Annotated in this window: 25 protein-coding genes; 18 read left to right on the top strand and 7 right to left on the bottom strand. The window is 31.3% G+C overall.

Going from position 1 to position 23868, the window contains the following annotated elements:
- Window positions 1-305 precede the first annotated feature (305 nt).
- The 9 genes from KAR88_RS06225 (at window position 306) to motB (ending at window position 10503) form a co-directional block, all read left to right on the top strand.
- A complete protein-coding gene (locus KAR88_RS06225) occupies window positions 306-1091 on the top strand; it encodes a sulfite exporter TauE/SafE family protein (protein WP_002778230.1) in 786 nt (261 codons plus the stop codon).
- A gap of 87 nt (window positions 1092-1178) precedes the next feature.
- Complete coding sequence (gene uvrA, locus KAR88_RS06220; protein ID WP_002778228.1) at window positions 1179-4001, top strand: excinuclease ABC subunit UvrA; 2823 nt, start codon at window positions 1179-1181, stop codon at window positions 3999-4001.
- A gap of 1 nt (window position 4002) precedes the next feature.
- Window positions 4003-4536 carry a hypothetical protein gene (locus KAR88_RS06215; RefSeq protein WP_134162879.1) on the top strand — a complete coding sequence of 178 codons (534 nt, stop codon included), beginning with the start codon at window positions 4003-4005 and terminating at the stop codon, window positions 4534-4536.
- A 21-nt stretch (window positions 4537-4557) separates the two neighbouring features.
- On the top strand, window positions 4558-5235 hold the full coding sequence (locus tag KAR88_RS06210; RefSeq protein WP_002778226.1) for a hypothetical protein: 678 nt from the start codon (window positions 4558-4560) through the stop codon (window positions 5233-5235).
- Between the two features lie 12 nt (window positions 5236-5247).
- On the top strand, window positions 5248-5838 hold the full coding sequence (locus tag KAR88_RS06205; RefSeq protein WP_002778225.1) for a hypothetical protein: 591 nt from the start codon (window positions 5248-5250) through the stop codon (window positions 5836-5838).
- Window positions 5831-6274 (top strand): YqaA family protein, encoded by a 444-nt coding sequence (locus KAR88_RS06200; RefSeq protein ID WP_002778224.1) that lies wholly within the window; start codon window positions 5831-5833, stop codon window positions 6272-6274. The genes KAR88_RS06205 and KAR88_RS06200 overlap by 8 nt, the downstream gene beginning before the upstream one ends.
- Before the next feature lie 63 nt (window positions 6275-6337).
- On the top strand, window positions 6338-8977 hold the full coding sequence (gene polA / locus KAR88_RS06195) for a DNA polymerase I (protein ID WP_002780668.1): 2640 nt from the start codon (window positions 6338-6340) through the stop codon (window positions 8975-8977).
- Between the two features lie 15 nt (window positions 8978-8992).
- Window positions 8993-9769 (top strand): flagellar motor stator protein MotA, encoded by a 777-nt coding sequence (gene motA, locus KAR88_RS06190; RefSeq protein WP_002778220.1) that lies wholly within the window; start codon window positions 8993-8995, stop codon window positions 9767-9769.
- Window positions 9770-9771: 2 nt separating this feature from the next.
- Window positions 9772-10503 (top strand): flagellar motor protein MotB, encoded by a 732-nt coding sequence (gene motB, locus KAR88_RS06185; protein ID WP_002778217.1) that lies wholly within the window; start codon window positions 9772-9774, stop codon window positions 10501-10503.
- Between the two features lie 14 nt (window positions 10504-10517).
- On the opposite strand, the gene flhB is transcribed toward motB, so the two are convergent.
- Together flhB and KAR88_RS06175 are read right to left on the bottom strand one after the other, a co-directional pair.
- Window positions 10518-11606 carry a flagellar biosynthesis protein FlhB gene (gene flhB / locus KAR88_RS06180; protein WP_002778215.1) on the bottom strand — a complete coding sequence of 363 codons (1089 nt, stop codon included), beginning with the start codon at window positions 11604-11606 and terminating at the stop codon, window positions 10518-10520.
- Window positions 11607-11727: 121 nt separating this feature from the next.
- Window positions 11728-12324, bottom strand: a complete 597-nt coding sequence (locus tag KAR88_RS06175) for a peroxiredoxin (RefSeq protein ID WP_002778213.1) — start codon at window positions 12322-12324, stop codon at window positions 11728-11730.
- A 255-nt stretch (window positions 12325-12579) separates the two neighbouring features.
- On the opposite strand from KAR88_RS06175, the gene KAR88_RS06170 reads away from it, so the two are divergent.
- The 6 genes from KAR88_RS06170 to KAR88_RS06145 all read left to right on the top strand — a co-directional run bounded on the left by KAR88_RS06170 (window position 12580) and on the right by KAR88_RS06145 (window position 15869).
- Window positions 12580-12864 (top strand): 4Fe-4S binding protein, encoded by a 285-nt coding sequence (locus tag KAR88_RS06170; RefSeq protein WP_002778210.1) that lies wholly within the window; start codon window positions 12580-12582, stop codon window positions 12862-12864.
- A gap of 100 nt (window positions 12865-12964) precedes the next feature.
- Entirely contained in the window at window positions 12965-13378 is a 414-nt protein-coding gene (gene ndk / locus KAR88_RS06165) for a nucleoside-diphosphate kinase (RefSeq protein ID WP_002778209.1), read from the top strand.
- The gene (locus KAR88_RS06160) at window positions 13378-13737 is read left to right on the top strand and encodes a hypothetical protein (RefSeq protein WP_002778207.1); all 360 of its coding nucleotides are present in this window, start codon (window positions 13378-13380) and stop codon (window positions 13735-13737) included. The genes ndk and KAR88_RS06160 overlap by 1 nt, the downstream gene beginning before the upstream one ends.
- 23 nt (window positions 13738-13760) lie before the next feature.
- On the top strand, window positions 13761-13907 hold the full coding sequence (gene rpmF / locus KAR88_RS06155) for a 50S ribosomal protein L32 (protein ID WP_002778205.1): 147 nt from the start codon (window positions 13761-13763) through the stop codon (window positions 13905-13907).
- 5 nt (window positions 13908-13912) lie between these two features.
- Window positions 13913-14899, top strand: coding sequence for a phosphate acyltransferase PlsX (gene plsX / locus KAR88_RS06150; protein ID WP_002786211.1), 987 nt, complete (start codon window positions 13913-13915; stop codon window positions 14897-14899).
- Window positions 14892-15869, top strand: coding sequence for a beta-ketoacyl-ACP synthase III (locus tag KAR88_RS06145; protein WP_002778202.1), 978 nt, complete (start codon window positions 14892-14894; stop codon window positions 15867-15869). The genes plsX and KAR88_RS06145 overlap by 8 nt, the downstream gene beginning before the upstream one ends.
- Window positions 15870-16096: 227 nt before the next feature.
- Here KAR88_RS06145 and serC read toward each other — a convergent pair whose 3' ends face one another.
- Both serC and xseA read right to left on the bottom strand, forming a co-directional pair.
- Window positions 16097-17173, bottom strand: a complete 1077-nt coding sequence (serC, locus tag KAR88_RS06140) for a phosphoserine transaminase (protein WP_002778200.1) — start codon at window positions 17171-17173, stop codon at window positions 16097-16099.
- A gap of 9 nt (window positions 17174-17182) precedes the next feature.
- Window positions 17183-18346 carry an exodeoxyribonuclease VII large subunit gene (gene xseA, locus KAR88_RS06135; protein ID WP_002778198.1) on the bottom strand — a complete coding sequence of 388 codons (1164 nt, stop codon included), beginning with the start codon at window positions 18344-18346 and terminating at the stop codon, window positions 17183-17185.
- A 172-nt stretch (window positions 18347-18518) separates the two neighbouring features.
- Between xseA and KAR88_RS06130 the strand changes: the two genes are divergently transcribed.
- The 3 genes from KAR88_RS06130 to KAR88_RS06120 are packed head-to-tail and all read left to right on the top strand — an operon-like array spanning window position 18519 to window position 21439.
- Window positions 18519-19484 (top strand): tripartite tricarboxylate transporter substrate binding protein, encoded by a 966-nt coding sequence (locus KAR88_RS06130; protein WP_002787974.1) that lies wholly within the window; start codon window positions 18519-18521, stop codon window positions 19482-19484.
- Between the two features lie 4 nt (window positions 19485-19488).
- Window positions 19489-19932 carry a tripartite tricarboxylate transporter TctB family protein gene (locus tag KAR88_RS06125; protein ID WP_002778194.1) on the top strand — a complete coding sequence of 148 codons (444 nt, stop codon included), beginning with the start codon at window positions 19489-19491 and terminating at the stop codon, window positions 19930-19932.
- A 13-nt stretch (window positions 19933-19945) separates the two neighbouring features.
- Window positions 19946-21439 carry a tripartite tricarboxylate transporter permease gene (locus tag KAR88_RS06120; protein WP_002794034.1) on the top strand — a complete coding sequence of 498 codons (1494 nt, stop codon included), beginning with the start codon at window positions 19946-19948 and terminating at the stop codon, window positions 21437-21439.
- On the opposite strand, the gene ubiE is transcribed toward KAR88_RS06120, so the two are convergent.
- From ubiE to perR, 3 genes are read right to left on the bottom strand one after another with little or no spacing between them, the layout of a single operon-like run.
- Window positions 21436-22143, bottom strand: a complete 708-nt coding sequence (gene ubiE / locus KAR88_RS06115) for a bifunctional demethylmenaquinone methyltransferase/2-methoxy-6-polyprenyl-1,4-benzoquinol methylase UbiE (RefSeq protein WP_002787978.1) — start codon at window positions 22141-22143, stop codon at window positions 21436-21438. The genes KAR88_RS06120 and ubiE overlap by 4 nt on opposite strands.
- Window positions 22143-23345, bottom strand: coding sequence for a hypothetical protein (locus KAR88_RS06110; RefSeq protein ID WP_002787980.1), 1203 nt, complete (start codon window positions 23343-23345; stop codon window positions 22143-22145). Before KAR88_RS06110 ends, ubiE begins: the two co-directional genes overlap by 1 nt.
- Window positions 23346-23390: 45 nt before the next feature.
- Complete coding sequence (perR, locus tag KAR88_RS06105) at window positions 23391-23801, bottom strand: peroxide-responsive transcriptional repressor PerR (protein WP_002829769.1); 411 nt, start codon at window positions 23799-23801, stop codon at window positions 23391-23393.
- Between the last annotated feature and the right edge of the window lie 67 nt (window positions 23802-23868).

The following is a 23868-nucleotide window of genomic DNA, read 5'->3' as shown; positions in this document are numbered from 1 at the left end:
GTGTGTGTTGATACTAAAATTAAAGAATTATTTAAAAAATCGTTTTTATTCATCTTCTACCTTTCAAAAAATTAAGCCTCATTTTAAACTATGATGACTTTTATTAATTTTAGAGAAAAAAACATAAAATTATCCTTTAATATTTATTTCATTTTCAAAAAAATAAATCCATGTAACTCTGTGGAAAATATTTTGTCAAAATAAGCCTTGTAAAACATTATAAAAAATTTTAAAACTAAGATAAGCTTGATAAGATAAAATTACTCCTTATTTAATCAACAAACGATATAAATTTAGGAAAAAGTATGAATTTTACAGATTTGCCTTATATCTTTATAGGTATATTTTCAGGTATTACTTCAGGACTTTTTGGCATAGGTGGGGGAATGATTATCGTGCCCTCAATGTTTGCTTTAGGAGCAAGTGCTCATCATGCTATTGGAATTTCTGTATTACAGATGATCTTTGCGGCCATTTTTGGTTCTTATATTAATTATAAAAAAAAGAATTTAAATCTCAAAGATGGTATTGTTATAGGACTGGGCGGTCTTTTGGGGGCAAGTTTTAGTGGAATTTTATTACAAGCCTTAAGCGATGTAGCTCTTACTGCTATATTTTTAGGAGTAAGTTGTGTATTTTTTATCAAATATGCCTTTGGCATCAAAGAAAGTGTTGTAAAAAGCCATAAAAGCGTATGGGTTAAAAATGGAATTTTATTTATAGCGGGAGCTTTTACGGGAATTTTTGCTATTTCTTTAGGTATAGGCGGAGGGCTTTTAATCGCTCCAATTTTAGCTTATTTCTTAGGCTATGATAGCAAAAAAGTGGTTTCGCTTTCTTTATTTTTTGTTATTTTTGCTTCAATCTCTGGTATCATCTCTTTTGCAAATTCAGGTGTAATTGACGCTGAAGTTATCCACAAAGGTGTTTTAGTAGGTTTTGCTTCTATGATAGGTGTTTTTATAGGTATAAAAATCATAGAAAAAATGCATATTTCAGCTCATAGAAAAATTTTACTTTGCGTATATGCTTTATCCATACTTGCAACCACTCTTTCTCTGCTTAGAAAACTTGGAATTTTAGCATTTTAATCCATTAAAATGCTAAAAAATTTAAAAACATAATTTTTATATTTTTATGTTAAAATGTTAAATTTATTTAATGCTTAGGAAAAACTTATGAATGATACGATAAAAATCATTGGCGCAAAGGAAAATAATCTTAAAAATATTCATCTTGAAATTCCAAAAAATAAACTCATTGTTTTTACAGGATTAAGCGGTAGTGGAAAATCAACCCTTGCTTTTGGCACACTCTATGCCGAAGGTCAACGCCGTTATATAGAAAGTTTGAGTGCTTATGCAAGACAATTTTTAGACAAGGTAGGCAAACCCGATGTGGATAAAATCGAAGGTTTAACCCCTGCTATTGCGATTGATCAAAAAACCACTTCTAAAAATCCGCGTTCTACAGTCGGAACCATCACTGAAATTTATGATTATTTAAGACTTTTATATGCAAGAGTGGGCATTCAGCATTGCCATCAATGCGGACAAAAAATCTCATCTATGAGTGCAAGTGATATAGTAGGAGAAATTTTAAAATTTCCAAAAGGAGCTAAAATCATCATCTACGCTCCTTTGGTGCGTGAAAAAAAAGGAACTTATGCGGATTTACTTGAAAATTTGCGCAATAAAGGCTATGTAAGAGCGCAAATTGATGGGGTTTTAGTAAGACTTGATGAAGATATAGAACTTTCAAAAACTAAAAAACATACGATAAAACTCGTCATTGATAGACTCGAAATACAAGAAGATCTACTTTCTCGCCTTGCAAGCGATATAGAAAAAGGTTTGGAAGAAAGCTTTGGAGAAATCGAGATAGAAGTCTTAAATCCCGATGAAGTAGGACTTAATAAGCACTATCACTTTAGCGAACACTCCGCTTGCTTTGCTTGTAAAATTTCCTTTGTTCCTCTTGAGCCTTTAAGTTTTTCTTTTAACTCTCCAAAAGGGGCTTGTGAAGCCTGTGATGGACTTGGAATTCGCTATACCCTAGATATGAAAAAAATCATCGATGAAAGCCTAAGTCTTGAAAATGGCGCGGTAAAAATAATGTATGGATTTAACAAAAGCTATTATTATAAATTTTTAATTGCTTTTTGCGAGCAAAATGAAATTCCTATTAAACTCCCTTTTGCTGAACTTAGCGAAGAACAAAAACGCCTTGTGCTATACGGAAATGCAAAAACCATTGACTTTTTTTGGAAAAGAAATCGCCTCAAACGCACCTTTGAAGGTGTGGTAAAAATGGCTTATGAAATGCTAAAAGATGAAAAAGACTTAGCAGAATACATGAGTGAAAAAATTTGCAAAGATTGTGCAGGTCATCGTTTAAAACCTGAAAGTTTAGCCGTAAAAATAGCCTCTAAAGGACTAGGCGAAATTTTAGATATGAGTATAGAAGATAGCACTAGCTTTTTTGCAAATAAGAAAAATTTCTCTTATTTAAGCGAGCAAGAAAGACTTATCTCTGAACCCATATTAAAAGAAATCAACGAAAGACTTTTCTTTTTATATGATGTAGGACTAGGCTATTTATCTTTAGGACGCGATGCAAGGACGATTAGCGGAGGTGAGGCACAAAGAATTCGCATCGCTTCACAAATTGGCAGTGGTTTAAGTGGGGTGATGTATGTTTTAGATGAACCTAGTATCGGACTTCATGAAAGAGATACAGCAAAACTCATTAAAACCTTAAGAAATTTACAACAAAAAGGCAATACTCTAATTGTCGTAGAGCACGATAAAATGACTATAGAAGAAGCTGATTTTATCGTAGATATTGGCCCAAAAGCAGGAAAATTTGGAGGCGAAGTGGTATTTGCTGGAACTTATAAAGAACTTTTAAAAAGCAAAAGTGAAACCGCACTTTATATGAACGGCAAGAAGCAAATTTCACAGCTTCAAAACAGAGAACAAAAAGAATGGCTAGAACTTAAAAATGTAAATATCAATAATATCAAAGATCTAAGCGTTTCTTTTCCTTTGCAAAATTTAGTCGCGATCACAGGTGTTTCAGGATCTGGAAAAAGCTCTCTCATACTTCAAACCTTACTGCCTTTTGCACAAGAAGAATTAAACCGCGCCAAAAAAGTAAAGAAATTAGGTGGGGTGCAGATTGAAGGGCTTGAAAAACTAGATAAGGTTATTTATCTTGATCAAAGTCCTATAGGACGAACCCCGCGATCAAATCCTGCTACTTATACAGGTGCCATGGATGAAATTCGCAATCTTTTTGCTGCTACCAAAGAAGCTAAAATGCGAGGCTATAAAGCGGGGCGTTTTTCTTTTAATGTTAAGGGTGGAAGATGTGAGAAATGCAGTGGCGATGGAGAGATTAAAATAGAAATGCACTTCTTGCCCGATGTAATGGTGGTTTGCGATACTTGCCATGGCAAACGCTATAATGATGCCACACTAGAGATTAAATACAAAGGTAAAAATATCAGTGAAATTTTAAATATGAGCGTTTTAGAAGCAAGTGAATTTTTTGCAGCTGTGCCAAAAATCAAACAAAAACTTGATACCTTAGTAAAAGTCGGACTTGATTATCTTACCCTAGGACAAAATGCAACGACTTTAAGTGGGGGTGAAGCGCAAAGGATAAAACTTGCAAAAGAATTAAGCCGCAGTGACACAGGAAAAACGCTTTACATACTTGATGAGCCGACCACAGGGCTACATTTTGAAGATGTCAATAAACTCATTTTAGTTTTACAACACTTAGTCGATCTTAAAAATTCTGTTTTTGTGATAGAGCATAATTTAGATGTGATTAAAAATGCTGATTATATTATCGATATGGGTCCAGAAGGCGGAGTAAAGGGTGGAAAAATCATTAGTACAGGAAGCGTGGAAAAAGTTGCAAAAGATCATAAGAAAACAAAATCTTATACAGGATATTATTTGGATTTAGAGCTTAAAAACGCAAAGAGTTAAAATGACACAGGAACAAAAAATATCATTTTTTAAGATTAAAAGATTAAGTATTTATATATTTTTTTGTGCTTTATATAATTTTTTTTACTTTTTTTCTTATGAAAATGTGGGAAGTTTACATTGTGAATTTCTTTGTATCAGCGGTAGATTTTTATGCTTTTTTTCTTGGATTTATATAGTTCTTGCTTTTATTTTTATGGTGGCAAGAATTTATTTTTTATTTTCTTCTAAGAAAATTTTAATTTATTTTTTGCTTGCCATTATAAGCCTTGGCTCATCTTTTTTTCTTTTGGAAAATAAAATTTTATTTTTAGGGCTTTTAGCTTTATTTTTCGTTTTTTATTTTTTATTTTCACTCACTCTTGCTTCGCTTTTTAAAGAAGTGAAAATGTCCTTTTATTTTGTGTTTTTATGTATGCTTTTAGCATTTTTATTTTTTGAGAAATTAAGCTTTTTATTTGTCTTTCTTGCTTTACATTTTTTAACTTTTGCTTATGCTTTTGATAGGTATGAAACTTTAAAAAAGCTGTATTGAGTTCAATTTTAAAGGAAAAAAATGTCAAATTTAAACTTTCATCAAATGTTTGAAATTCAAAGACAAAATGATTTTAAAAGTATCAAAAAGCTTGCGTGGGTAGTTTTTATAAGTTTTTTACTTTGTGTTTGTTTTCAGTTTTTACCCATTATTCTTGATTTTGCCTATGATTTAAAATTGTTGAAATTTAATTCTAACACTAATATTTTAGCTATGGTTTTTAATGCAATTTTTTTAATTTCTTATTTGATTATGATTTTAAAACTTTATTTTGTAAGTCAAAGTAAGGTTTTATTGATCAGTTTTTTTATAGCTGCATTTACTCAATTTATCGCTTTATTAAGCTTGAATTATCTTATTGCTAGTCCTGTTGTTGATAAGATATTACGTATTTTTCTATATGGCTTTTCTTTTTTATGTCTTGCAATAGCCATTTTTTGTACTTTTATATTTTTTAAGACTTTAAAAACTTTATGTGAAAATAAGATTTATTTTAAACTTTGTTTTATTTTCAAAAGTGCGATTTTGATAATTATCTATATACTTATGTTTGTTCTAATTTATAGCGAGCATTCTCTTGCTTTAATTATCGCTTATTTTATGATTTTTTTCTTTGCAGGCTTATTATTTACCATTTATTACGCACTATTTGCTTTCGCGCTTAGTAAAAACCAAAATATCAAATTATCCCAAACTTAAAGCTTATATCCAATGAAAAAGAAAATATTTAAATTTAGTATTTTATTTACCATTTTTATAAGTCTAAGCCAGAGTACTTTGGTTTTTATTTTTAATCATTATTTAATTATTGATTATAGTGCTTATGAAACACTGCCACAAAGCTTTGCAATGCTAAATTTAGCCGATCAAAAACTTTATCATTTAACGCAAAATTTACGCTTTTTACATTCTATTTTAGCTTTTTTATTAATAATATCATTTTTCTTTGTGCATTTATTTTTCTTTTATATTTCCAGAAAAGAAAAATTTATACCTTATTCCTTTTTTTGTTTTGTGCTTATGGTAATAAGTGCTATTGCTAATTTACTTGAAGGTATAGAGCAAAAAGAAAGTATTTTTTGGTATTACAAGGCATTTCTTGATGTTGGTGTTTGTTTAATTTATCTTTTGTTTTTAGATAAATTTTTTCAAAGTCACCTTTTTAAAATCTTTTTTGTATGTGCTTGCTTGTGTACAATTTTAACAAAATTTAAATTTATGGATTTTACCACGCCTTTTGTTTTGCCTATTTATCTTTTTATTTTATTGATTTTAATGCGTAAAAAGAGCTTTAATGTTTGATTTTTTATATAATGATATTAGCTACTTAGGGCTTTTTATCGTATGTTTTCTTTCAAGCACGCTTTTGCCTCTTGCAAGTGAAGCCTTTGTTGTAGCTTTTATAAAACTTGATTTTAATGCTCATTTGGTTTTATTTATAGCTACTTTAGGCAATACCCTAGGAAGCTTAAGCACCTATGCTCTAGCCTATCTTGGCAAAGAAAAAATTTTAGAAAAATATTTTTCCAAATCTTTAAAAAAGCTTGATAAATTCAATGCAAATTTTACTAAATTTGGAAGTCTTTATGCTTTTTTAACCTTTTTACCCTTAATAGGAGATATCTTTGCTTTAGGCCTTGGTTTTGCAAAATACCCTTTCATCAAAGCTTGTTTTTTCATAAGTCTTGGCAAATTAAGCCGCTATATTTTTATAATTTTTATCGCTAATTCTTTATAAAAATCATCAATCTTTAAAGTGAATTTTGGGATAATAATTTAAAACCCACTAAGAAAGACAACCATGAAAACTTTAACTATTATCGATACTTTTGGCTTCTTTTTTCGTCTTTATTATGCACTCAAAGGATTTAAAAATTCTCAAGGACAAGCTAGTGGAATGATTAGCGGTTTTGCTAATTTTATCTATAGTCTTAAAAACGAATATAAAAGCGATTATATTATTTTTGCACTAGATTCTAAGGGCAAGACATTTCGTAGCGATATTGATCCAAATTATAAAAAAAATCGCACCCCGCCCCCACCCGAACTTTTGGAACAAATTCCAATTTGTATAGAAATGATAGAAAAAATGGGCTTTATGAGTGCCTCTTACGAGGGTTATGAGGCAGATGATATCATCGCTTCAGTGGTTAAAACTTGTAAAGATAAAGATATTTTTGTACGCATTATAACACAGGATAAAGATCTTTATCAGCTTATAAAAGATGGTAAAACAAGTATTTATAGCCCTATTTCAAAAAATGACTATGATGAAGAAGCTTGCTTTGAGAAATACGGTGTCAAACCTTATCAAATTAAAGATTTTTTAGCCTTATGTGGAGATAGCTCGGATAATATCCCAGGAGTTAAAGGCATAGGAGCAAAAGGTGCTAAAACATTGCTTGATGAGTTTGGAAGTATCGAAGGCATTTATGAAAATTTGACTCTAGTACGCAATGAAAGAAGTCGTAAATTGCTTCTAGAAGGTAAAGAAAATGCTTTTCTTAGTAAAAAACTTGCTTCTTTGTATGAGGATTTAGAAGTAAGCAACTTGTTAGAAAAAGCTGATTTTCCTCAAGATGAGCCTCTTTTAAAAATTCTTGAAATTTTAGAGCATTATGAACTCAATGTCTTACTTAAAAAACTTCGCCAAAACCCCGATAATAAAGATAAAAATTTAGGCTTTAAAGCCACTCTTATCCAAGATGAAGACAAACTCTTTGAAATTTTAAATTCTCTTGAACAAGAAAGTATCATAGCTTTTGATACTGAAACCACAAGCATTGATACCAAAGAAGCAAAAATTGTAGGATTTAGTTTTTGTATGAGTGAAAATGAAGCCTTTTATGTACCTCTTACTCATAATTATTTAGGTGTGGGTAAGCAAGTATCATTACAAAGCGCTAAAAAAGCTATAGAGCTTATTTTTAAACATTTTATCATAGGGCATAATCTTAAATATGATTTTAAAATCATAGAAAATAATTTTAAACTCTCTTTGCCGCAAAAATATGCTGATACTATGATTTTAGCATGGCTTAAAAACCCTTCCTTAAGAGTCAATATGGATGATTTGGCTCTAAGACTTTTTAATTATGAAACCTTACATTTTGAAAGTCTTGTAAAAAAAGGAGAAAATTTTGCAAGCGTAGAGCTTGAAAAAGCTTGCAAGTATGCAGCTGAAGATGCTTATATCACTTTAAGATTTTATCTTTATTTTTTAAAAAATCTTGAACCTCATTTGCTTGATCTTGCTAAAAATTATGAATTTGATTTTATTAAAATTATTATGATGATGGAAGAAAATGGCATAAAACTCGATACGCATGCTCTTGAAATTCTCATGAAAAAATTTGAATCTGAAATTAAAATTTTAAGCGAAGAAATCTATGCTTTATGTGAAGATAGATTCAATCTTAATTCCCCAAAACAAGTAGGCGATATACTTTTTGAAAAACTCAAGCTTCCAAGTGGAAAAAAAGGTAAGACAGGGTATTCTACCGATGAAAAAGTCTTAAATGAACTTCTCGATAAACATCCTGTTATTTCTAAAATTTTAGATTATAGAGAACTGGCCAAGCTTTATTCGACTTATTGCGAGCCCTTGTTAAAACTTGCTTTAAAAGATGAAAATTCAAGAATTTATTCGAGCTTTTTACAAACAGGTACTGCTACAGGCCGTCTTTCATCTAAAGATCCCAATTTACAAAATATCCCCGCGCATGGACAATATGCAAAAGATTATAAATCCTGCTTTATAGCCAAAGAGGGATTTAGTTTTATCAGCCTTGATTATTCTCAAATCGAACTTAGAATGCTAGCGCACTTTAGCGAAGATGAAAAACTTTTAAATGCTTTTAAAAACGATGAGGATATACATGCAAGAACCGCTATAATGATATTTGGCGAGAGTAATTATGAAACAAGAAGTATAGCAAAAAGTATTAATTTTGGCTTGATTTATGGTATGGGTTATAAAACCTTAAGCAAAAATCTAAAAATTGAAGCCAACTTAGCTAAAACCTATATAGAAAAATATTTTGAAAATTTTACTAGCATTAAAAGTTATTTCGAAAAAGTAAAAAATGAAGCCAAGGCTAATGGTTTTATTAGCACCTTAAGCGGACGTAAACGCTATTTTGACTTTGAAAATGCTAAACCCATGCAAGTGGCTATGTATGAAAGAGAGAGTATAAATTCGATTTTACAAGGATCAGCTGCAGATATTATAAAATTTGCCATGCTAGAAATTGCTAAAATTTTAAATCAAGATAAAAGGCTTATCTTGCAAATTCACGATGAACTTATCTTTGAAGTTAAAGATGAATTATGTGAAAATTTTGTGAAAAAAACTAGTGATATTATGGAAAATATAGTAAAATTAAAGGTAAAATTAAAAACAAGCTCAAGTATCGCCAAAAAATGGGGCGATTTAAAATAATCAAGGAGTGATTTAATGGATCTTTCAACCATATTAGGAATGGTTCTTGCAGTAACTAGTATCTCAGTAGGAGATATACTCGAGGGAGGAAATCCTCTGCATGTTATCCACCTTTCTTCTTTTCTAATCGTTATGCCAACGGCAGCTTTTTGTGCCATGACTTCAACTCATAAAAAAATTGTAAAAGCAGCCTATAAAGAACTTAAAATCGTTTTTAAAGGTTCAGGTGTAAATCTACCTGAAAGAATAGCTCAGCTTATCGAATTCGCAATTATTGCACGCCGAGATGGTCTTTTGGCTTTAGAATCAAGAACAAATGAAATTGAAAATGAATTTTTAAGAAATGCTATGATGATGCTAGTAGATGGAAAAAGTTTTGAAGAAATTCATGAAAGTATGGAAATTCAAACCGAACAACTTGAAGAACACTATAAAGAATGTGCAGAATACTGGATAATCTTTGGTGAAACTTGTCCTACTATGGGACTTGTTGGAGCGGTTTTTGGGTTGATTTTAGCACTGAAACTTCTAGATAATCCTCAAGCAATGGCAGCAGGTATTTCAGGTGCTTTTACGGCTACGGTTACAGGTATTTTCGGTGCATATGCACTTTTTGCTCCTTGGGGAAGAAAGATGAAAGCTAATGGTATGGATCTTGTAAAAGAGCAAATTGTCATTACTGAAGCTATAAAAGGAATTGCAGAAGGTGCTAATCCTAGAGATTTAGAAGCTAAACTTTTTAACTTCTTAAGTCACGATGATCCAAGAATTTCACAATTTGACAAAGGTTAAAAATGGCTAAAAAACATAAATGCCCAGAATGTCCAGCAGGTGAAAAATGGGCTGTGCCTTATGCAGACTTTCTAAGTTTGCTTTTGGCGCTTTTTATTGCTCTTTGGGCAATTTCTAAAACAAATCCAGCTAAAGTAGAAGCACTGAAAACCGAATTTGTAAAAATCTTTGATTATACTGCAACCCAAACCGTGCAACAAGAAACACAAGATACTTATAAATATAAGGGTTCTCAAGAAGAAAAAGAAGATGAATTGAGCAAACTTAAACAAATGGCCGTAAATCAACAAGAAGTTATTAAAAAACTTCAAGCCGCTCTTGATCAATCCGAAAATCAAGAAATACTTAACCTACCTTCCAAGGTTGAATTTGAAAGAGGAAGTGCACAAATAGTATCTGCAGATATTCAAGATTATCTTAAACGCATTGCTCAGCTTATTTCATACTTACCTCCTCAAATAGAAATTGAAATCAGAGGTTATACTGACAATAGTGACTCAGCCTTAAGAAGCTATGATCTAGGCTATACAAGAGCAGAAAATGTTTTAAAATATCTTATAGAAGGCGGAGTTAGCACCAAAAATATAAACCTTAAAAGCTATGGATTAAATAGTCCCATCAATGGAAATCCACAAGCTTTAGAAAACAATAGAGTGCAAATTTATTTTAAAGTAGATATTAAGGATAATGACGCAAAACAATCAGTGCTTGATCTTATAGAAAAAAGCAAATAATAAAATTTATTTGCTTAATTATTTTTCTTGACCTGTCCTGCTAAACGACTTTTATTGTTAGTATTGTAAACAAATCCAAGTACCTCTGCTACAGCTTTAAACATTTCTCTAGGAATAAGATCATTAATATCACAAGCCTTATAAAGCTCTCTCGCTAAAGGCGGATTTTCATAAACAACTACATTATTATCATAAGCAACCTGTTTTATACGAAGTGCCAAAAAATCTACTCCTTTAGCCACAACTCTAGGAGCTTGTTCTTTTGTTGTATCATAACGAATCGCTACAGCATAATGCGTCGGGTTTGTAATAACCACATCCGCCCCTGCAACATCTTGAACCATACGGCGGCGTGCTGCTTCCATTTGTAAGCGACGAATCCTCCCTTTTACCTGAGGATCTCCCTCCATTTGCTTGTATTCATCTTTAATTTCTTGCTTGCTCATTCGCAAGCCTTTAAAATACTGAAAACGCACCAAAAAAATATCCAAAACAGCAATCACTAAAAATGCTATGATTACAATAGCTGCCAAAATAATAGCCCTATCCCTAAGCCAAATGAGTTGTCCAATGATATTATAACGCTCAACCAAAGGTAATTCTTGCATAAATTTTAAAAGCACTATAAAAGCTACAGTAAATACTACGCCTACCTTAAGCACGATCTTAACACTCTCGACAAGCTTTTTTAAAGAAAATAAATTTTTTAAGCCTTTTAATGGATTGATTTTTCCTAAATTAGGCATTATAGGTTTGGTCGTAAAAATAAAACCAAACTGCATAACATTACCTAAAATACCTGCGATCATAATACTCAAAACTATAGGTGCTAGCAAAATCAAAACTTCAAAAATGCTTTTAATCATAATGGCTTGGATAATACGCAAATCAAATTCAACACCTATAAAACTTTGATAATATCTATATAGATTAGTAATTCTTTCACCGATAAAACCCATCATAAAAAGTGTAATCACAAAACCAACTATTAAAGTAACAATAGCTGCTGCGTCTTGGGATTTGGGGACATTGCCTTCTTTTCTTGCGTCTTCTATTTTCTTGGACGTGGGTTCTTCAGTTTTTTCTTGATCTTCGCCTGCCATAATTAGCCTAAATTTAAGTTTATAAAATTAGATAAAATTATATAAAAAAATGATGAATTTTAATTAAAGTTAAGAGAAGAAATTTTATCAAGAAGAAAAGCCCTTTTTTAAGGGCTTGTTATTATAGTTTATCTTCGTTTTTATCAAGATACTCAGCAACACCTTTAGGGTTAGCTTTCATACCAGCATCACCTTTGTTCCAGCCTGCAGGGCAAACTTCACCGTGTTCATTAGTGAAAAGCATAGTATCTACCATTCTGATCATTTCATCAATATTTCTTCCAAGTGGTAAGTCATTAACTACAGCGTGGCGAACTGTTCCATCTGCATCAAGCAAGAAAGAACCACGAAGAGCAACTGCTTCTGCATAAAGTACATCAAAATTTCTAGCAATTTGTTTAGTTAAATCTGCAACAAGTGGGAATTTAACTTGACCAATACCCCCTTGATTTACTGGAGTGTTTTTCCATGCAAAATGTGAAAATTCATTGTCGCCTGAAATTCCGATTACTTCAATACCACGATTTTTAAATTCTTGATATCTTTTATCAAAAGCAATTATTTCTGAAGGACAAACAAAAGTAAAATCTTTTGGATAGAAAAATACTACCGCACCTTTTGGGCCTATATTTTTATAAAGATTAAAATCTTCAACGATTTCGTTATTTCCTAATACTGCTGGAGCAGTAAAGTCTAAAGCTTTTTTTGTAACTATCATGTTTTTCTCCTAATTAATAAATTTTATTGATAGCGAAATTATATCGTTTAAATCCTTTAAAGATTTTTAAATGATAATAAATTTTTGAAAATATTTTTTATAGTATTTTATATTATATTATAAATGATAATCAAAATCTAAAAATTATCAAATATATATATTTTTTGATTATCAAAATTATAGTTTTTTAAGAATACTTTGATAAAATGCTTAGTTGAAAAAAGTAAATTTCATATTAATCAAAAAGGAGACAAAATGGCTGTAAAAATTACAGATAGTTGTATTGCTTGTGGTTCTTGTATTGATGAGTGTCCAGTTAGCGCAATCGTTGACGATGCAAACAATCCAGAGGGCGAAGATAGATATTATGTCTATGCGGATAAATGTGTTGAATGTGTAGGACACAATGATCAACCAGCTTGTGCAAGCGCATGCCCAACTGATGGCTGTATAGTATGGAGTGAAATTGCTTCAGGGCAACCAAGTCGTGATAATATCGGTAGCGATATGAGAGATGGAACTACCCCAGTTTTTGCATAATTCTACAAAGGCTAGTTAAAAAGCTAGCCTCTTTTTAACTTTTTTTAAACAAATTCAAGTATAATTTTAAGCTTTATAAAAACCAAGGAGTATAATCAAAATGGAAAAAACCCTATCGATTATCAAACCTGATGCCGTAAAAAAAGGTGTTATAGGTAAAATTTTAGATCGTTTCGAAAGTAATGGATTAAGAATTGCTGCTATGAAAAAAGTTCAACTTAGCAAAGAACAAGCTGAAGCTTTTTATGCTGTTCACAAAGAAAGACCTTTTTTTAAAGATTTGGTTGAATTTATGATCAGCGGCCCTGTTGTGGTTTCTGTTTTAGAAGGCGAAGGTGCTGTTCTTAAAAATAGAGATTTAATGGGAGCAACAAACCCAAAAGAAGCACAACCTGGCACCATTAGAGCAGATTTTGCTGAAAGCATTGACGCAAACGCTGTTCATGGAAGCGATAGCTTAGAAAATGCAAAAATTGAAATTGAATTTTTCTTTAAATCTAACGAAATTTGCTAATGAAAATAGCCTTTTCTAGGATTAACAATACTAACTATCCTTTTAAACTCAATCTTGAAAATGTTGTTTTTGAAGGAAATTTAGTAAAAGTAAATCCTAAACTTGTTAAAATAAATGCCACAATGCAAGGTTTTGTTTATAGACCTTGTGATAGCTGTGGTGAAGAACTTGAGCTTGAAATAAAAGAAAATTTGGATCTTTTTGCAAGTGATGGTATTTTTAAAGATAATACGAATGAATTAAGCAATACCATTGAATTTTTTGATGGTCATATTGATTTAATAGAAGTTGCAGTTAGTGAGCTTGAAGCTTATTTGAGTGATTATTTTTATTGCAATAATTGCAAAAATAAAAGCTAACAAATTTTAAAAAAGGAGATAAAATGGCAGTACCTAAGAGAAGAGTGAGTAAAACTCGTGCAGCAAAACGCAGAACTCACTATAAAGTAAGTCTTCCTATGCCTATAAAAGACAAAGATGGAAGCTACAAAATGCCTCATCGTGCAAATCCAAATACTAAGGAATACTAAAATCAATGATTGACATTGCTATAGATGCAATGGGCGGAGATTTTGGAGAAAAGCCCATTATAGAAGGCGTTATCGAGGCTTTAAAAGAAAGGCCTTTTAATGCTATCTTAGTGGGAAATCCCAATATTTTAAGACCTCTAATACCTAAAAATTTAGAACAATACATTCAATATGAGAATGCCAATGAAGTTTTCTCTATGAATGAAAATGCAACAGATGCCCTAAAAAGAAAAGAAACTACGATTTATAAAACCATCGAACTTGTCAAAAATGGAAAAGCAAAAGCCGCTGTTTCAGCAGGACATAGTGGTGCAAGTATGTCTTTAGCAACTTTAAGATTGGGCAGACTCAAAGGAGTATTACGGCCCGCAATTGCAACCTTAATGCCAAATACTACAAGTAAAACTTTGTTTTTAGATGTGGGTGCAAATACCGACTGTAAAGCCGAAAATTTATTTCAATTTGCTATAATGGGCGATGCTTATGCAAAAGAAATTATGAAAATTTCAAAACCTCGCCTGGCTTTATTGTCTAATGGCGAAGAAGAGTGTAAAGGCAATGAACTTACTAAAGAGGCTCATCAGCTTATGAAACAAATTCCTAGTTTTGTTGGAAATGCTGAAGGTAGAGATATTTTTAATGGTGAAGTTGATGTCTTAGTTTGTGATGGATTTGATGGCAACGTAATCCTAAAAGCCTGTGAAGGCGTAGCTACAGCAATTATCCACATTTTAAAAAATGAAATCAAGCAATCTTTGATATCAAAAATAGGCGCATTGCTAATGAAACCTTCATTTAAAAGACTTAAAAAACATATTGATTGGCAAGAATATGGCGGCGCCCCACTGCTTGGTGTCAACGGCTGCGTTATTATAAGTCATGGAAAAAGCGATGCTAGAGCAATCAAAAATGCTATTTTTCAGGCTATTAACTTTAGTGAATCAAATATCAATCAAATAATAGAAAAGGAGCTTGAGAAATACAATGCCTAAAGCGAGTTTAAAAAGTATAGCTTCTTATATACCTGAACAAATTTTAAGTAATCACGATCTTGAAAAGATTATTGATACAACAGATGAGTGGATCACAAGACGCACAGGTATAAAAGAAAGACGCATTGCAAGCAAAGATGAAAGCACAAGTGATTTAGGCACCAAAGCAGCTATAAAAGCTATAGAAAGAGCGAATTTAAAACCACAAGATATTGATGCGATACTAGTAGCTACCTTAAGCCCTGATTATTTTACCATGCCTTCAACTGCTTGTAAAATCGCAGCAAATTTAGGACTTAATGGAATCAGTGCCTTTGATATTTCAGCAGCCTGCTCAGGTTTTATCTATCTTTTAGAGCAAGCTAAGGCTCTTGTAGAAAGTGGTTTGAAAAAAAATGTTTTAATCATAGGAGCCGAAAAGGCAAGCTCTATCATGGATTATACCGATAGGAGTATTTGTATACTTTTTGGCGATGGTGCAGGTGCTGGAGTAGTAAGTCTTGATGAGAACAATCCTATAATCGATGTACATACAGCAAGCAATGGAAATTATGGTGATTTACTAATGACAGAACGCTCTCAAGAATCAAAAGAAGCTTCAAGCCTAGCAATGAAAATGAAAGGTAATGAAGTCTTTAAAATAGCGGTGCAAACTTTAAGCAATGATGTCGTTGAAATTTTATCTAAAAATCAAATTTTGCCTGAACAAATTGATCTTTTTATCCCACACCAAGCAAATTTACGCATCATTAAAGCTGTGCAAGAAAGACTGAATTTAAGCGATGAAAAATGCGTTGTAACTGTGCACAAATATGGCAATACCTCAGCTGCTTCTATCCCTATGGCGATGAATGATGCCTATGAAGAGGGTCGTCTTAAAAAAGGGAATTTGATCCTGCTTGATGCTTTTGGCGGTGGTTTTACTTGGGGTTCTGCCTTACTTAAATTTGGTGGTGAGAATTTCTCCTAAAACCTTAAATTTACATTTTAACACTGTGTAAAATTTACCTTAAAAAAGATTTGAACCAAATCTAATTAAACTTTCTATATCTTAATACTAGATATTTTATTGGATTAAATTTATTTTGAAAATTTACATATTTCTATTTTTACTTTTTTGGGATTTTTTATTTAAAACTTGAGTAAATTTTCTGCCACCTTTGAGTGAATTTTATGCAAAGTGGCAGAAGGATTAGTTTAGTTATATTTTTTAGCAAATTCTTTCATAAATTCACACAGGGTTTTAACCTGATCTAAAGTAACAGCATTATAAATACTTGCGCGAATTCCTCCTAAAATTCTATGACCTTTAAGTCCTAGCATACCCACTTCTTCAGCTTCTTTTACAAATATTGGTTCAAGTTCTGAATTTTTAGCGATATTAAAGCTTACATTCATCAAGGATCTATCTTTTTTATCAGCATGTCCCTTGTAAAATCCTTCACTTGAATCAATACACTCATAAAGCATCGCAGCTTTTTGAGAATTTTTAGCATCGATAGCATCTAGTCCACCTTGATCTAAAAGCCATTTCATTTCAAGATTAAACATATAAATTGCAAAAGTCGGAGGAGTATTAAACAAAGATTGATTTTGTGCATGTATGGAGTATTTTAACATACTTGGCAAGTTTTTATTTTGAGATCTTTCTAGCATATCTTTGCGTATAAAAAGACAGCTGATGCCCGAAATTCCTGCATTTTTTTGTACTCCGCCATAAAAAAGCGCAATATTTGAAAAATCAACTTTTCTTGAGAAAAAATCACTCGAAGCATCGACGATTAAAGGGGCTTTGGTTTTAGGATAGTTTTTAAATTGTGTGCCATAAATAGTATTATTTGAGCAAATATAGGCATAATCGGCATTATCACTAAACTCAACTTGAGGTATGTGATCAAACTTACTTTCTTCACTACTAGCAACAACCTTGACATTTACCCCTAAAATTTGAGCTTCTTTTATAGCTTTTTGAGTCCAAACTCCTGTATTTGCATACTCACAAACCCCGCCTAAAGATAAATTCATAGGTATCATAGCAAATTGCAAACTCGCACCACCTTGCAAAAATAAAACCTCATAGTCATCATTTAAGCCATAAAGTTCTTTTGCTTTTTGCATTGCTCCAAAATGCACTTCTTCAAATACTTTTGAACGGTGAGAAATTTCCATGATAGAATAGCCCTTGCCCTGATAATCACAAAGCTCATTTTTGGCATATTCTAAAAGCTCCAAAGGTAAAGTAGATGGACCTGCGCTAAAATTAATTTTTCTCATTATTTTTCCTTATAGAATTTTTGCTTCTTTTTGTAAAGTTTGAGAACTCAAAGTGATGATATCTTCACTTTTTAGCTCTTCTAAATTTGCTATTTTACCATTTTTTTTAATGGAAATTAGGTTTTTGCTTTTTTTAAAAAAATTTTCATGCTGAAAAAAAGCATTTTGGAGTTTTTGCAGTTCTAATTCAGCTTTTTGAATTTTGCTTTCTATTATGATTTTTGCTTGCTTAAGCAAAAATGCAAGCTGTTTTTCTTTTGCCTCTATCATAGTTTCTAAAGATTTTGCTTTAAAAAATTTGTGTAGATTGCTGAGTAAATTTTCACAATATTCTAATTTACTTTCCCAAAGCTTTGTCAATTTTTCTTCCAAAAGGTCAAGTCCTTGTTCTAAATCAAGTCTAGAATAAAGCAAAGTATCGATAGCAGCTGATGGAGTGGGTGCTCTAAAATCAGCTACAAAATCACTGATCACATAATCAATCTCATGACCAATTGCCGAAATAATAGGTGTTTTAGCTTTAAAAATTTCCCTTGCTAAGCCCTCATCATTAAAACAAAAAAGATCCTCTCTGCTACCACCCCCTCTAGCGATAATGATAACATCTAATCCTATCTCATCAGCTTTTTTTAAAGCTTGAATCAAAGAATAAGCTGCGCCACTTCCTTGCGTAAGTGCGTTAAAAACATAAATTTTAGCTAGAAAATATTCTTTTTGATTGATAAGTTTTAACATATCTTGCAAGGCCGCTGAAGTCTTTGAAGTGATGATTCCGATTTTTTTAGGGAATTGAGGCAAGGTTTTTTTATACTCACTATTAAACAATCCTTCTTTTTGCAAGCGCTCTTTTAATGCTAGAAATTGAGCCTCTAAATCTCCCATTCCCGCTTTTTTCATACTACTTGCAATAAATTGATAACGCCCACTTTCAGCATACAAACTCACACTTCCAACAAGCTCTAAAAAATCACCCACCTTAGGCTGAAAATCAACTTTTAAATTTGCACCCTTAAACATAGCACAAGCTATACTTGATTTTTCATCTTTTAGATCAAAATACCAATGTCCTGATCCGTGCATGGTGATTTTTGAAAGCTCTCCGCTTAAAACAATATCATTAAGATGTGTTTCCAATAAAGCCTTGGCTTTTAAATTTAATTCGCTTACTTTCATGATTTTCCATATATAAAGTATTACAAAAAGTATCAATTTAACTATATTTTGTATAATAAAGTTACATTTTTTTAAGAATTTTAATCTTTATCTTATAAAAATAGTAAATTTTATAAAAAAGATTATATATAATACTTATATATTTCAAACTTAAAAATTAAAGGATTTTATCATGAAATTAAAAATTTTTTGTTCTGTTTTGATTTTTGGTTTTTCGTTAACTTTTGCTAAAGAACCTAACCGTCCCGAGTGTATTGCCCCAGCTCAACCTGGAGGCGGTTTTGATCTAACATGTAAGCTAATTCAAGTAGGTATGCTTAAAGCTAACATTATTTCAACTCCTATGAGAGTTACCTATATGCCCGGAGGAGTAGGTGTTGTAGCTTATAACACTATGGTTAATAATAGATCTAAAGATGGTAATGTTGTTGTAGCTTTTTCAAGTGGGACATTACTGAATATAGCCACAGGAAAACATGGAAAATATAATGAAAATAATGTCAAATGGCTTGCTTCAGCGGGTGTAGATTACGGAATGATAGCCGTCAAATCAGACTCTCCTTATAAAAATTTAGAAGATCTAATAAATGCCTTGCATAAAGACCCAAATTCTATTAGTATAGGTGCGGGAGGTTCAATAGGAGGACAAGACTGGATGCAAACAGCATTACTTGCAAAAACTATTAATATCGATGTAAAAAAGATACGCTATGTGGCTTTTGAAGGAGGAGGAGATGCTTTAACTTCTCTTTTAGGAAATCATATTGATGTGATTAGCGCAGGCATAGCTGAACTTGTACCTCAAATCGAAACAGGAACTATTAGAGTATTGGCTATCTTTTCCCCAAAGAGACTTCCGGGCACTTTAGCAAATATTCCAACCGCTAAAGAATTGGGCTATGAGGTAGAATGGCCAGTAATTAGAGCTTACTATATGGGGGCAAAAGTTTCAGACGAAGCTTATAATTGGTGGCTTGATGCATTTGATAAATTTCAACAAACCCAAGAATATAAAGATCAATTAAAACAAAGATCTCTATTTGAATTCGATAAAAAAGGTAAAGAGTTAGAAGATTTTGTCAAAAAACAAACTGATCAATACAGAATTTTAGCCAAAGAATTCGATCTTATAAAGTAAAATCATGTCAAGTATAAGAATTGTCGCTGGAATTTTATTGGTTATAAGTTTAATTGGAATTTACATAGGGTGGAATATACATTCAGATTTTAATTATGAGCCCTTAGGACCGCGTCCTTTTCCAGTAGGTACTTTAATTTTAATCGCCCTTTGTTCTATATTTCTTGTTTTTTTCTCTGAAGATACTAAGGTTAAATGGGGTGATTTTATTCTTTGGAAAAAGCTCATCGTTTTAACTTTAGCTTTTTTAATTTATGCGCTTTTTTTTGAGTTTTTAGGCTTTATAATTTGCACAATCTTTTTAATTTTTACAATAACTTTACTTTTTGGGGCAACTTTAATTAAAGCTATTGTTTTTTCTATCTCAAGTAGTATTATTTTATACTATCTCTTTAATACTTTATTGCAAATTACTTTGCCGTTTGGTTTTATATTTGATAATTTTTAATTAAAGGAAATTTATGGATACTTGGATGTATTTAATGCAAGGATTTAGCATAGCCTTAGATCCTTATAATATTCTTATAGCCTTAATCGGTTGTTTTATAGGTACTATTGTAGGTATGCTTCCAGGACTTGGACCCATTAATGGAGTAGCCATTTTACTTCCTCTAGCTTTTGCAATGAATTTACCTGCAGAATCCGCAATTATTTTACTTGCAACGGTTTATATGGGTTGTGAATATGGAGGTAGAATTTCTTCCATACTACTTGGAATACCCGGAGATGCAGCAGCTATTATGACAACCTTAGATGGACATCCTTTGGCTAAAAAAGGTCAAGCAGGAAAAGCTCTTAGCATCTCAGCTCTTAGTTCTTTTATTGGTTCATTTATAGCAATTTGCGGTATTATACTTTTTGCTCCACTTATTGCACAATGGTCGTTAAAATTTGGTCCTGCTGAATATTTTGCTCTTATTGTCTTTGGTTTAGCAACTTTAGGAAGTATGTTAGCCCAAAAACCTATAAGATCTTTTCTATCAGCTTTGATAGGACTTTTTTTAACCACTATAGGTATAGATGGAAATACAGGTGTTTATCGCTTTACTTTTGATAGTCCACATTTATATGATGGAATTTCTTTTGTTGTTTTAGTAATGGGACTTTTTTCTGTTAGTGAAATTTTTCTAATGTTAGAGCATACTCAAACAAGTCAAAACATCATCAATAAAACAGGTAAGATTTTGGTAAATATCAAAGAATTCTTCTTTTGCTTTTGGACCATTATAAGATCCTCTATTATAGGATTTTTTGTAGGAGTTTTACCGGGTGCTGGAGCAACTATAGCTAGCGCCATTACTTATATGAGTGAGAAAAAAATAGCCGGTGAAAAGGGTAAATTCGGCCAAGGAGATTTAAAAGGTGTGGCAGCCCCTGAAGCAGCTAATAATGCTTCAGCCTGTGGTTCTTTTATCCCAATGTTAACACTTGGTCTTCCAGGTTCAGGAACAACTGCGGTTATGATGGGCGCATTAACACTTTATAATATTACTCCAGGTCCTACAATGTTTACTGATCAAGTAAATATAGTGTGGGGACTTATAGCTTCCTTGTTATTTGCAAATGTAATTTTACTTTTAATGAATTTGCCCTTGGTAGGAATTTTCGTAAAAATTTTAAGCATACCTATGTGGAGCTTGGCTCCAATTATAGCAATTGTTTCAATTATAGGTGTTTATTCTATCAATAGTACTGATTTTGATATCATTTTAATCTTAATTATTGGTATTTTAGGCTATTTTTTAAGAAAACTTGAATTTCCAATGGCTCCACTTATACTCGGTTTTGTATTAGGAGAACAATTAGAAACCAATCTAAGAAGAGCTTTATCTATCAGCAATGGAGATTTTTCAATACTTTGGAGTGGGATCATAGCTCAAAGTTTACTGATAGGAGCTGTGCTAATTATACTAATACCCCTTTTAATAAAAAAGCTAAGAAAGTCTAAATTTTAGACTTTCTTAGCTATAAACATAGAACTTACGCCGAAACTAAAACTTTTAAATTCAAGCATTTCAAAACCTACCTGTTTAAGTTCGGCGATAAATTCCTCTTTACTTAAAAAACCTTCTATAGAATTAGGCAAGTATTCGTATGCACTTTTATTTTTGCTTATCATTCCTCCCAAGCTTGGTAAAATATTTTTAAGATAAAAATCCCTACAAGAGGCTACAAAACCTCCTTTTTCTCTTTTAGTAAATTCTAAAACTACAAAAATTCCATCTTGTTTAAGCACTCTTGAAAATTCTCTCAAGGCTTTTTTTCTCTCCACTACATTGCGTATCCCATAGCTTATACTTACGATATCAACACTTTCACTTTGCAAAGGCAATTCTTGCGCTCCAGCTTCTATAAATTCGATATTTGGGAATTTTTGTTTTGCTATATTTAACATACCCTCACTTGGATCAATACCTTTGATGTGGGCTATATTTTTATTTAATTTTTTCGCACTTTCTTGCCAAATTTCTATCATATCTCCTGTGCCACAAGCCACGTCAACTATGTTTAAATTATCCTTTTGGTAAAGCTTTAAAACTCTTTTACAAGCAAATTTACGCCAACTTACATCAACACCAAAACTCAAAATTCTATTAGCCTTATCATAGGTCGGAGCTATTTCATTAAACATTTTTATGATTTTATCTTGCTTTTGCATTAATATCCTTTATAAATTTTCAATTTCTTACTTGCTTTATGGATTAATTTTCCAAGTTTTTCTTTTTTCTTGGTTAATTTTAAAAGCGTCTTTTTTTCAAGATCGCAAATAAAATATTTATTATATAGTTTGCTCAAAATTTTCAAATTATATAAATTATGAAAATATTCTAAAAAAACTGAGAGTCCTAAAAAATTTTCTTCAAAAGTTTCGATTTCAAAATTTTTCAATAAATTTTTCTTAAACAATACAAGTCTTTTTCTTAACTGCATGGCAATCATTTGCTTAAAAAAATATTTTTCTTGCTCGCTCTTATAGAATGAATCTTCTTTGATAAAAAAATCAAAATCACTCAATAAATTTTGTAAATCTTCACTACCTAAAAATAAAAGTAAATTTTCATCTAGCTCATTATTTGCCAAAATACAATAAGATTGCTTTACCAAATCTTCAAATCTAAGAGCTAAATTTTTATTTAACTCCTCATCAAAAATTTCTTCTGTACTCATTAAGATAATGTAAATCTTTCTCGCATAAGAAAAAAACTCACAAAAAACCTCTCTTTGCCGGTTTTCTAAAGCTAAATTCCAATACAATTTTAATTTTCTAAATAGATAAAATAAAAAAATTCTATATCCATCAAAAGCTAAAATAGAACTTGGAAAATCTAGAGTAAAATTTTGATTTTTTTCTATAATTTTAAAACATTTTTCTATATCTATTTCTAAATTATTAAAACCATAAAGTATTATATTTTTAGAATCCAAAACCCCGCAAAGCTCTCTTTGAATTCTAAATTCTTTAGGTGGTGTGAAAAGATTTGCCATCTCTAAAGTCGGAAAAAAAACCTTTAAAACATACAAATTAAAATCCTCATATACATCAATAAGGCTTTTAAAAGAACAAAGTTTAAATTCATAGCGTTTTTTCTTGATGCTTTTTTCTATGAGTTTTTTACGAGCTTTTTCATAATCCTTTTTAGAAATCTTTTCTTCTTGATTTTGCTCTAAAATCGGGTTATTTAATCGGGTTATTTTATAAAAATTTCCATTTAAATTTTGAAATTTTACATCATAAAAATATGTTATCTTAGTATAGAATGTTTCAATTTCATAAATTTCAAAAACAATTCCATCTTTTTGTAATTTTTCTAAAAGAGTAGCATCAGGAAGTAAAAAAGTCTTCTGAATTTCATGAACCATTAAAATAACCCTTAAATTCTTTGGGTTATTTTAACTTTATTTTGCTTAATGGCACTTTTTACAAGTGCTAATATGAGCACAAACTGCTAAATGATCGATGATATTTCCCATTTTTTTCTCTAATTTTTCTTGATATTCATCAAGTTCAGCATCTTGAAAACTCATATCTTCGATATTGCCACATTTGTTGCAAATTATATGTATATGTCTTTCTTCATAGATATCATAACAAGTTTTTTGATTTGCTACATTGATTTCTACAACTAAGCCTTGTTCTTGTAAAGTGTTAAGATTTTTATAAACTGTAGCAAGAGAAATGGAAGGGTATTCTTTTTTGATTTCCTCATAAAGCTCTTCGATATTTGGATGTTCATGTCTTTTTAAAATTTTTAAAACACACAATCTTTGTGGGGTTGCCTTCAATTCATGTTTTTTAAGTATTTGTAACAATTCCATTCTTTTATCCTAGTTCTTTTTAACTAGGAATAATAATAAATTTTTTATTAAAAAAAGTTTATATCAA

This window comes from Campylobacter sp. JH23 (genome assembly GCF_017846595.1).
Lineage (GTDB): Bacteria > Campylobacterota > Campylobacteria > Campylobacterales > Campylobacteraceae > Campylobacter_D > Campylobacter_D coli.
Note: the sequence above shows the minus strand (reverse complement) of the source record. Positions and strands in the feature narration are given on the sequence as shown.

Coding starts and splice junctions, on each gene's coding strand:
- KAR88_RS06225 (WP_002778230.1), top strand. CDS start 306: ATGAATTTTACAGATTTGCCTTATATCTTTATAGGTATATTTTCAGGT.
- uvrA (WP_002778228.1), top strand. CDS start 1,179: ATGAATGATACGATAAAAATCATTGGCGCAAAGGAAAATAATCTTAAA.
- KAR88_RS06215 (WP_134162879.1), top strand. CDS start 4,003: ATGACACAGGAACAAAAAATATCATTTTTTAAGATTAAAAGATTAAGT.
- KAR88_RS06210 (WP_002778226.1), top strand. CDS start 4,558: ATGTCAAATTTAAACTTTCATCAAATGTTTGAAATTCAAAGACAAAAT.
- KAR88_RS06205 (WP_002778225.1), top strand. CDS start 5,248: ATGAAAAAGAAAATATTTAAATTTAGTATTTTATTTACCATTTTTATA.
- KAR88_RS06200 (WP_002778224.1), top strand. CDS start 5,831: ATGTTTGATTTTTTATATAATGATATTAGCTACTTAGGGCTTTTTATC.
- polA (WP_002780668.1), top strand. CDS start 6,338: ATGAAAACTTTAACTATTATCGATACTTTTGGCTTCTTTTTTCGTCTT.
- motA (WP_002778220.1), top strand. CDS start 8,993: ATGGATCTTTCAACCATATTAGGAATGGTTCTTGCAGTAACTAGTATC.
- motB (WP_002778217.1), top strand. CDS start 9,772: ATGGCTAAAAAACATAAATGCCCAGAATGTCCAGCAGGTGAAAAATGG.
- flhB (WP_002778215.1), bottom strand. CDS start 11,606: ATGGCAGGCGAAGATCAAGAAAAAACTGAAGAACCCACGTCCAAGAAA.
- KAR88_RS06175 (WP_002778213.1), bottom strand. CDS start 12,324: ATGATAGTTACAAAAAAAGCTTTAGACTTTACTGCTCCAGCAGTATTA.
- KAR88_RS06170 (WP_002778210.1), top strand. CDS start 12,580: ATGGCTGTAAAAATTACAGATAGTTGTATTGCTTGTGGTTCTTGTATT.
- ndk (WP_002778209.1), top strand. CDS start 12,965: ATGGAAAAAACCCTATCGATTATCAAACCTGATGCCGTAAAAAAAGGT.
- KAR88_RS06160 (WP_002778207.1), top strand. CDS start 13,378: ATGAAAATAGCCTTTTCTAGGATTAACAATACTAACTATCCTTTTAAA.
- rpmF (WP_002778205.1), top strand. CDS start 13,761: ATGGCAGTACCTAAGAGAAGAGTGAGTAAAACTCGTGCAGCAAAACGC.
- plsX (WP_002786211.1), top strand. CDS start 13,913: ATGATTGACATTGCTATAGATGCAATGGGCGGAGATTTTGGAGAAAAG.
- KAR88_RS06145 (WP_002778202.1), top strand. CDS start 14,892: ATGCCTAAAGCGAGTTTAAAAAGTATAGCTTCTTATATACCTGAACAA.
- serC (WP_002778200.1), bottom strand. CDS start 17,173: ATGAGAAAAATTAATTTTAGCGCAGGTCCATCTACTTTACCTTTGGAG.
- xseA (WP_002778198.1), bottom strand. CDS start 18,346: ATGAAAGTAAGCGAATTAAATTTAAAAGCCAAGGCTTTATTGGAAACA.
- KAR88_RS06130 (WP_002787974.1), top strand. CDS start 18,519: ATGAAATTAAAAATTTTTTGTTCTGTTTTGATTTTTGGTTTTTCGTTA.
- KAR88_RS06125 (WP_002778194.1), top strand. CDS start 19,489: ATGTCAAGTATAAGAATTGTCGCTGGAATTTTATTGGTTATAAGTTTA.
- KAR88_RS06120 (WP_002794034.1), top strand. CDS start 19,946: ATGGATACTTGGATGTATTTAATGCAAGGATTTAGCATAGCCTTAGAT.
- ubiE (WP_002787978.1), bottom strand. CDS start 22,143: ATGCAAAAGCAAGATAAAATCATAAAAATGTTTAATGAAATAGCTCCG.
- KAR88_RS06110 (WP_002787980.1), bottom strand. CDS start 23,345: ATGGTTCATGAAATTCAGAAGACTTTTTTACTTCCTGATGCTACTCTT.
- perR (WP_002829769.1), bottom strand. CDS start 23,801: ATGGAATTGTTACAAATACTTAAAAAACATGAATTGAAGGCAACCCCA.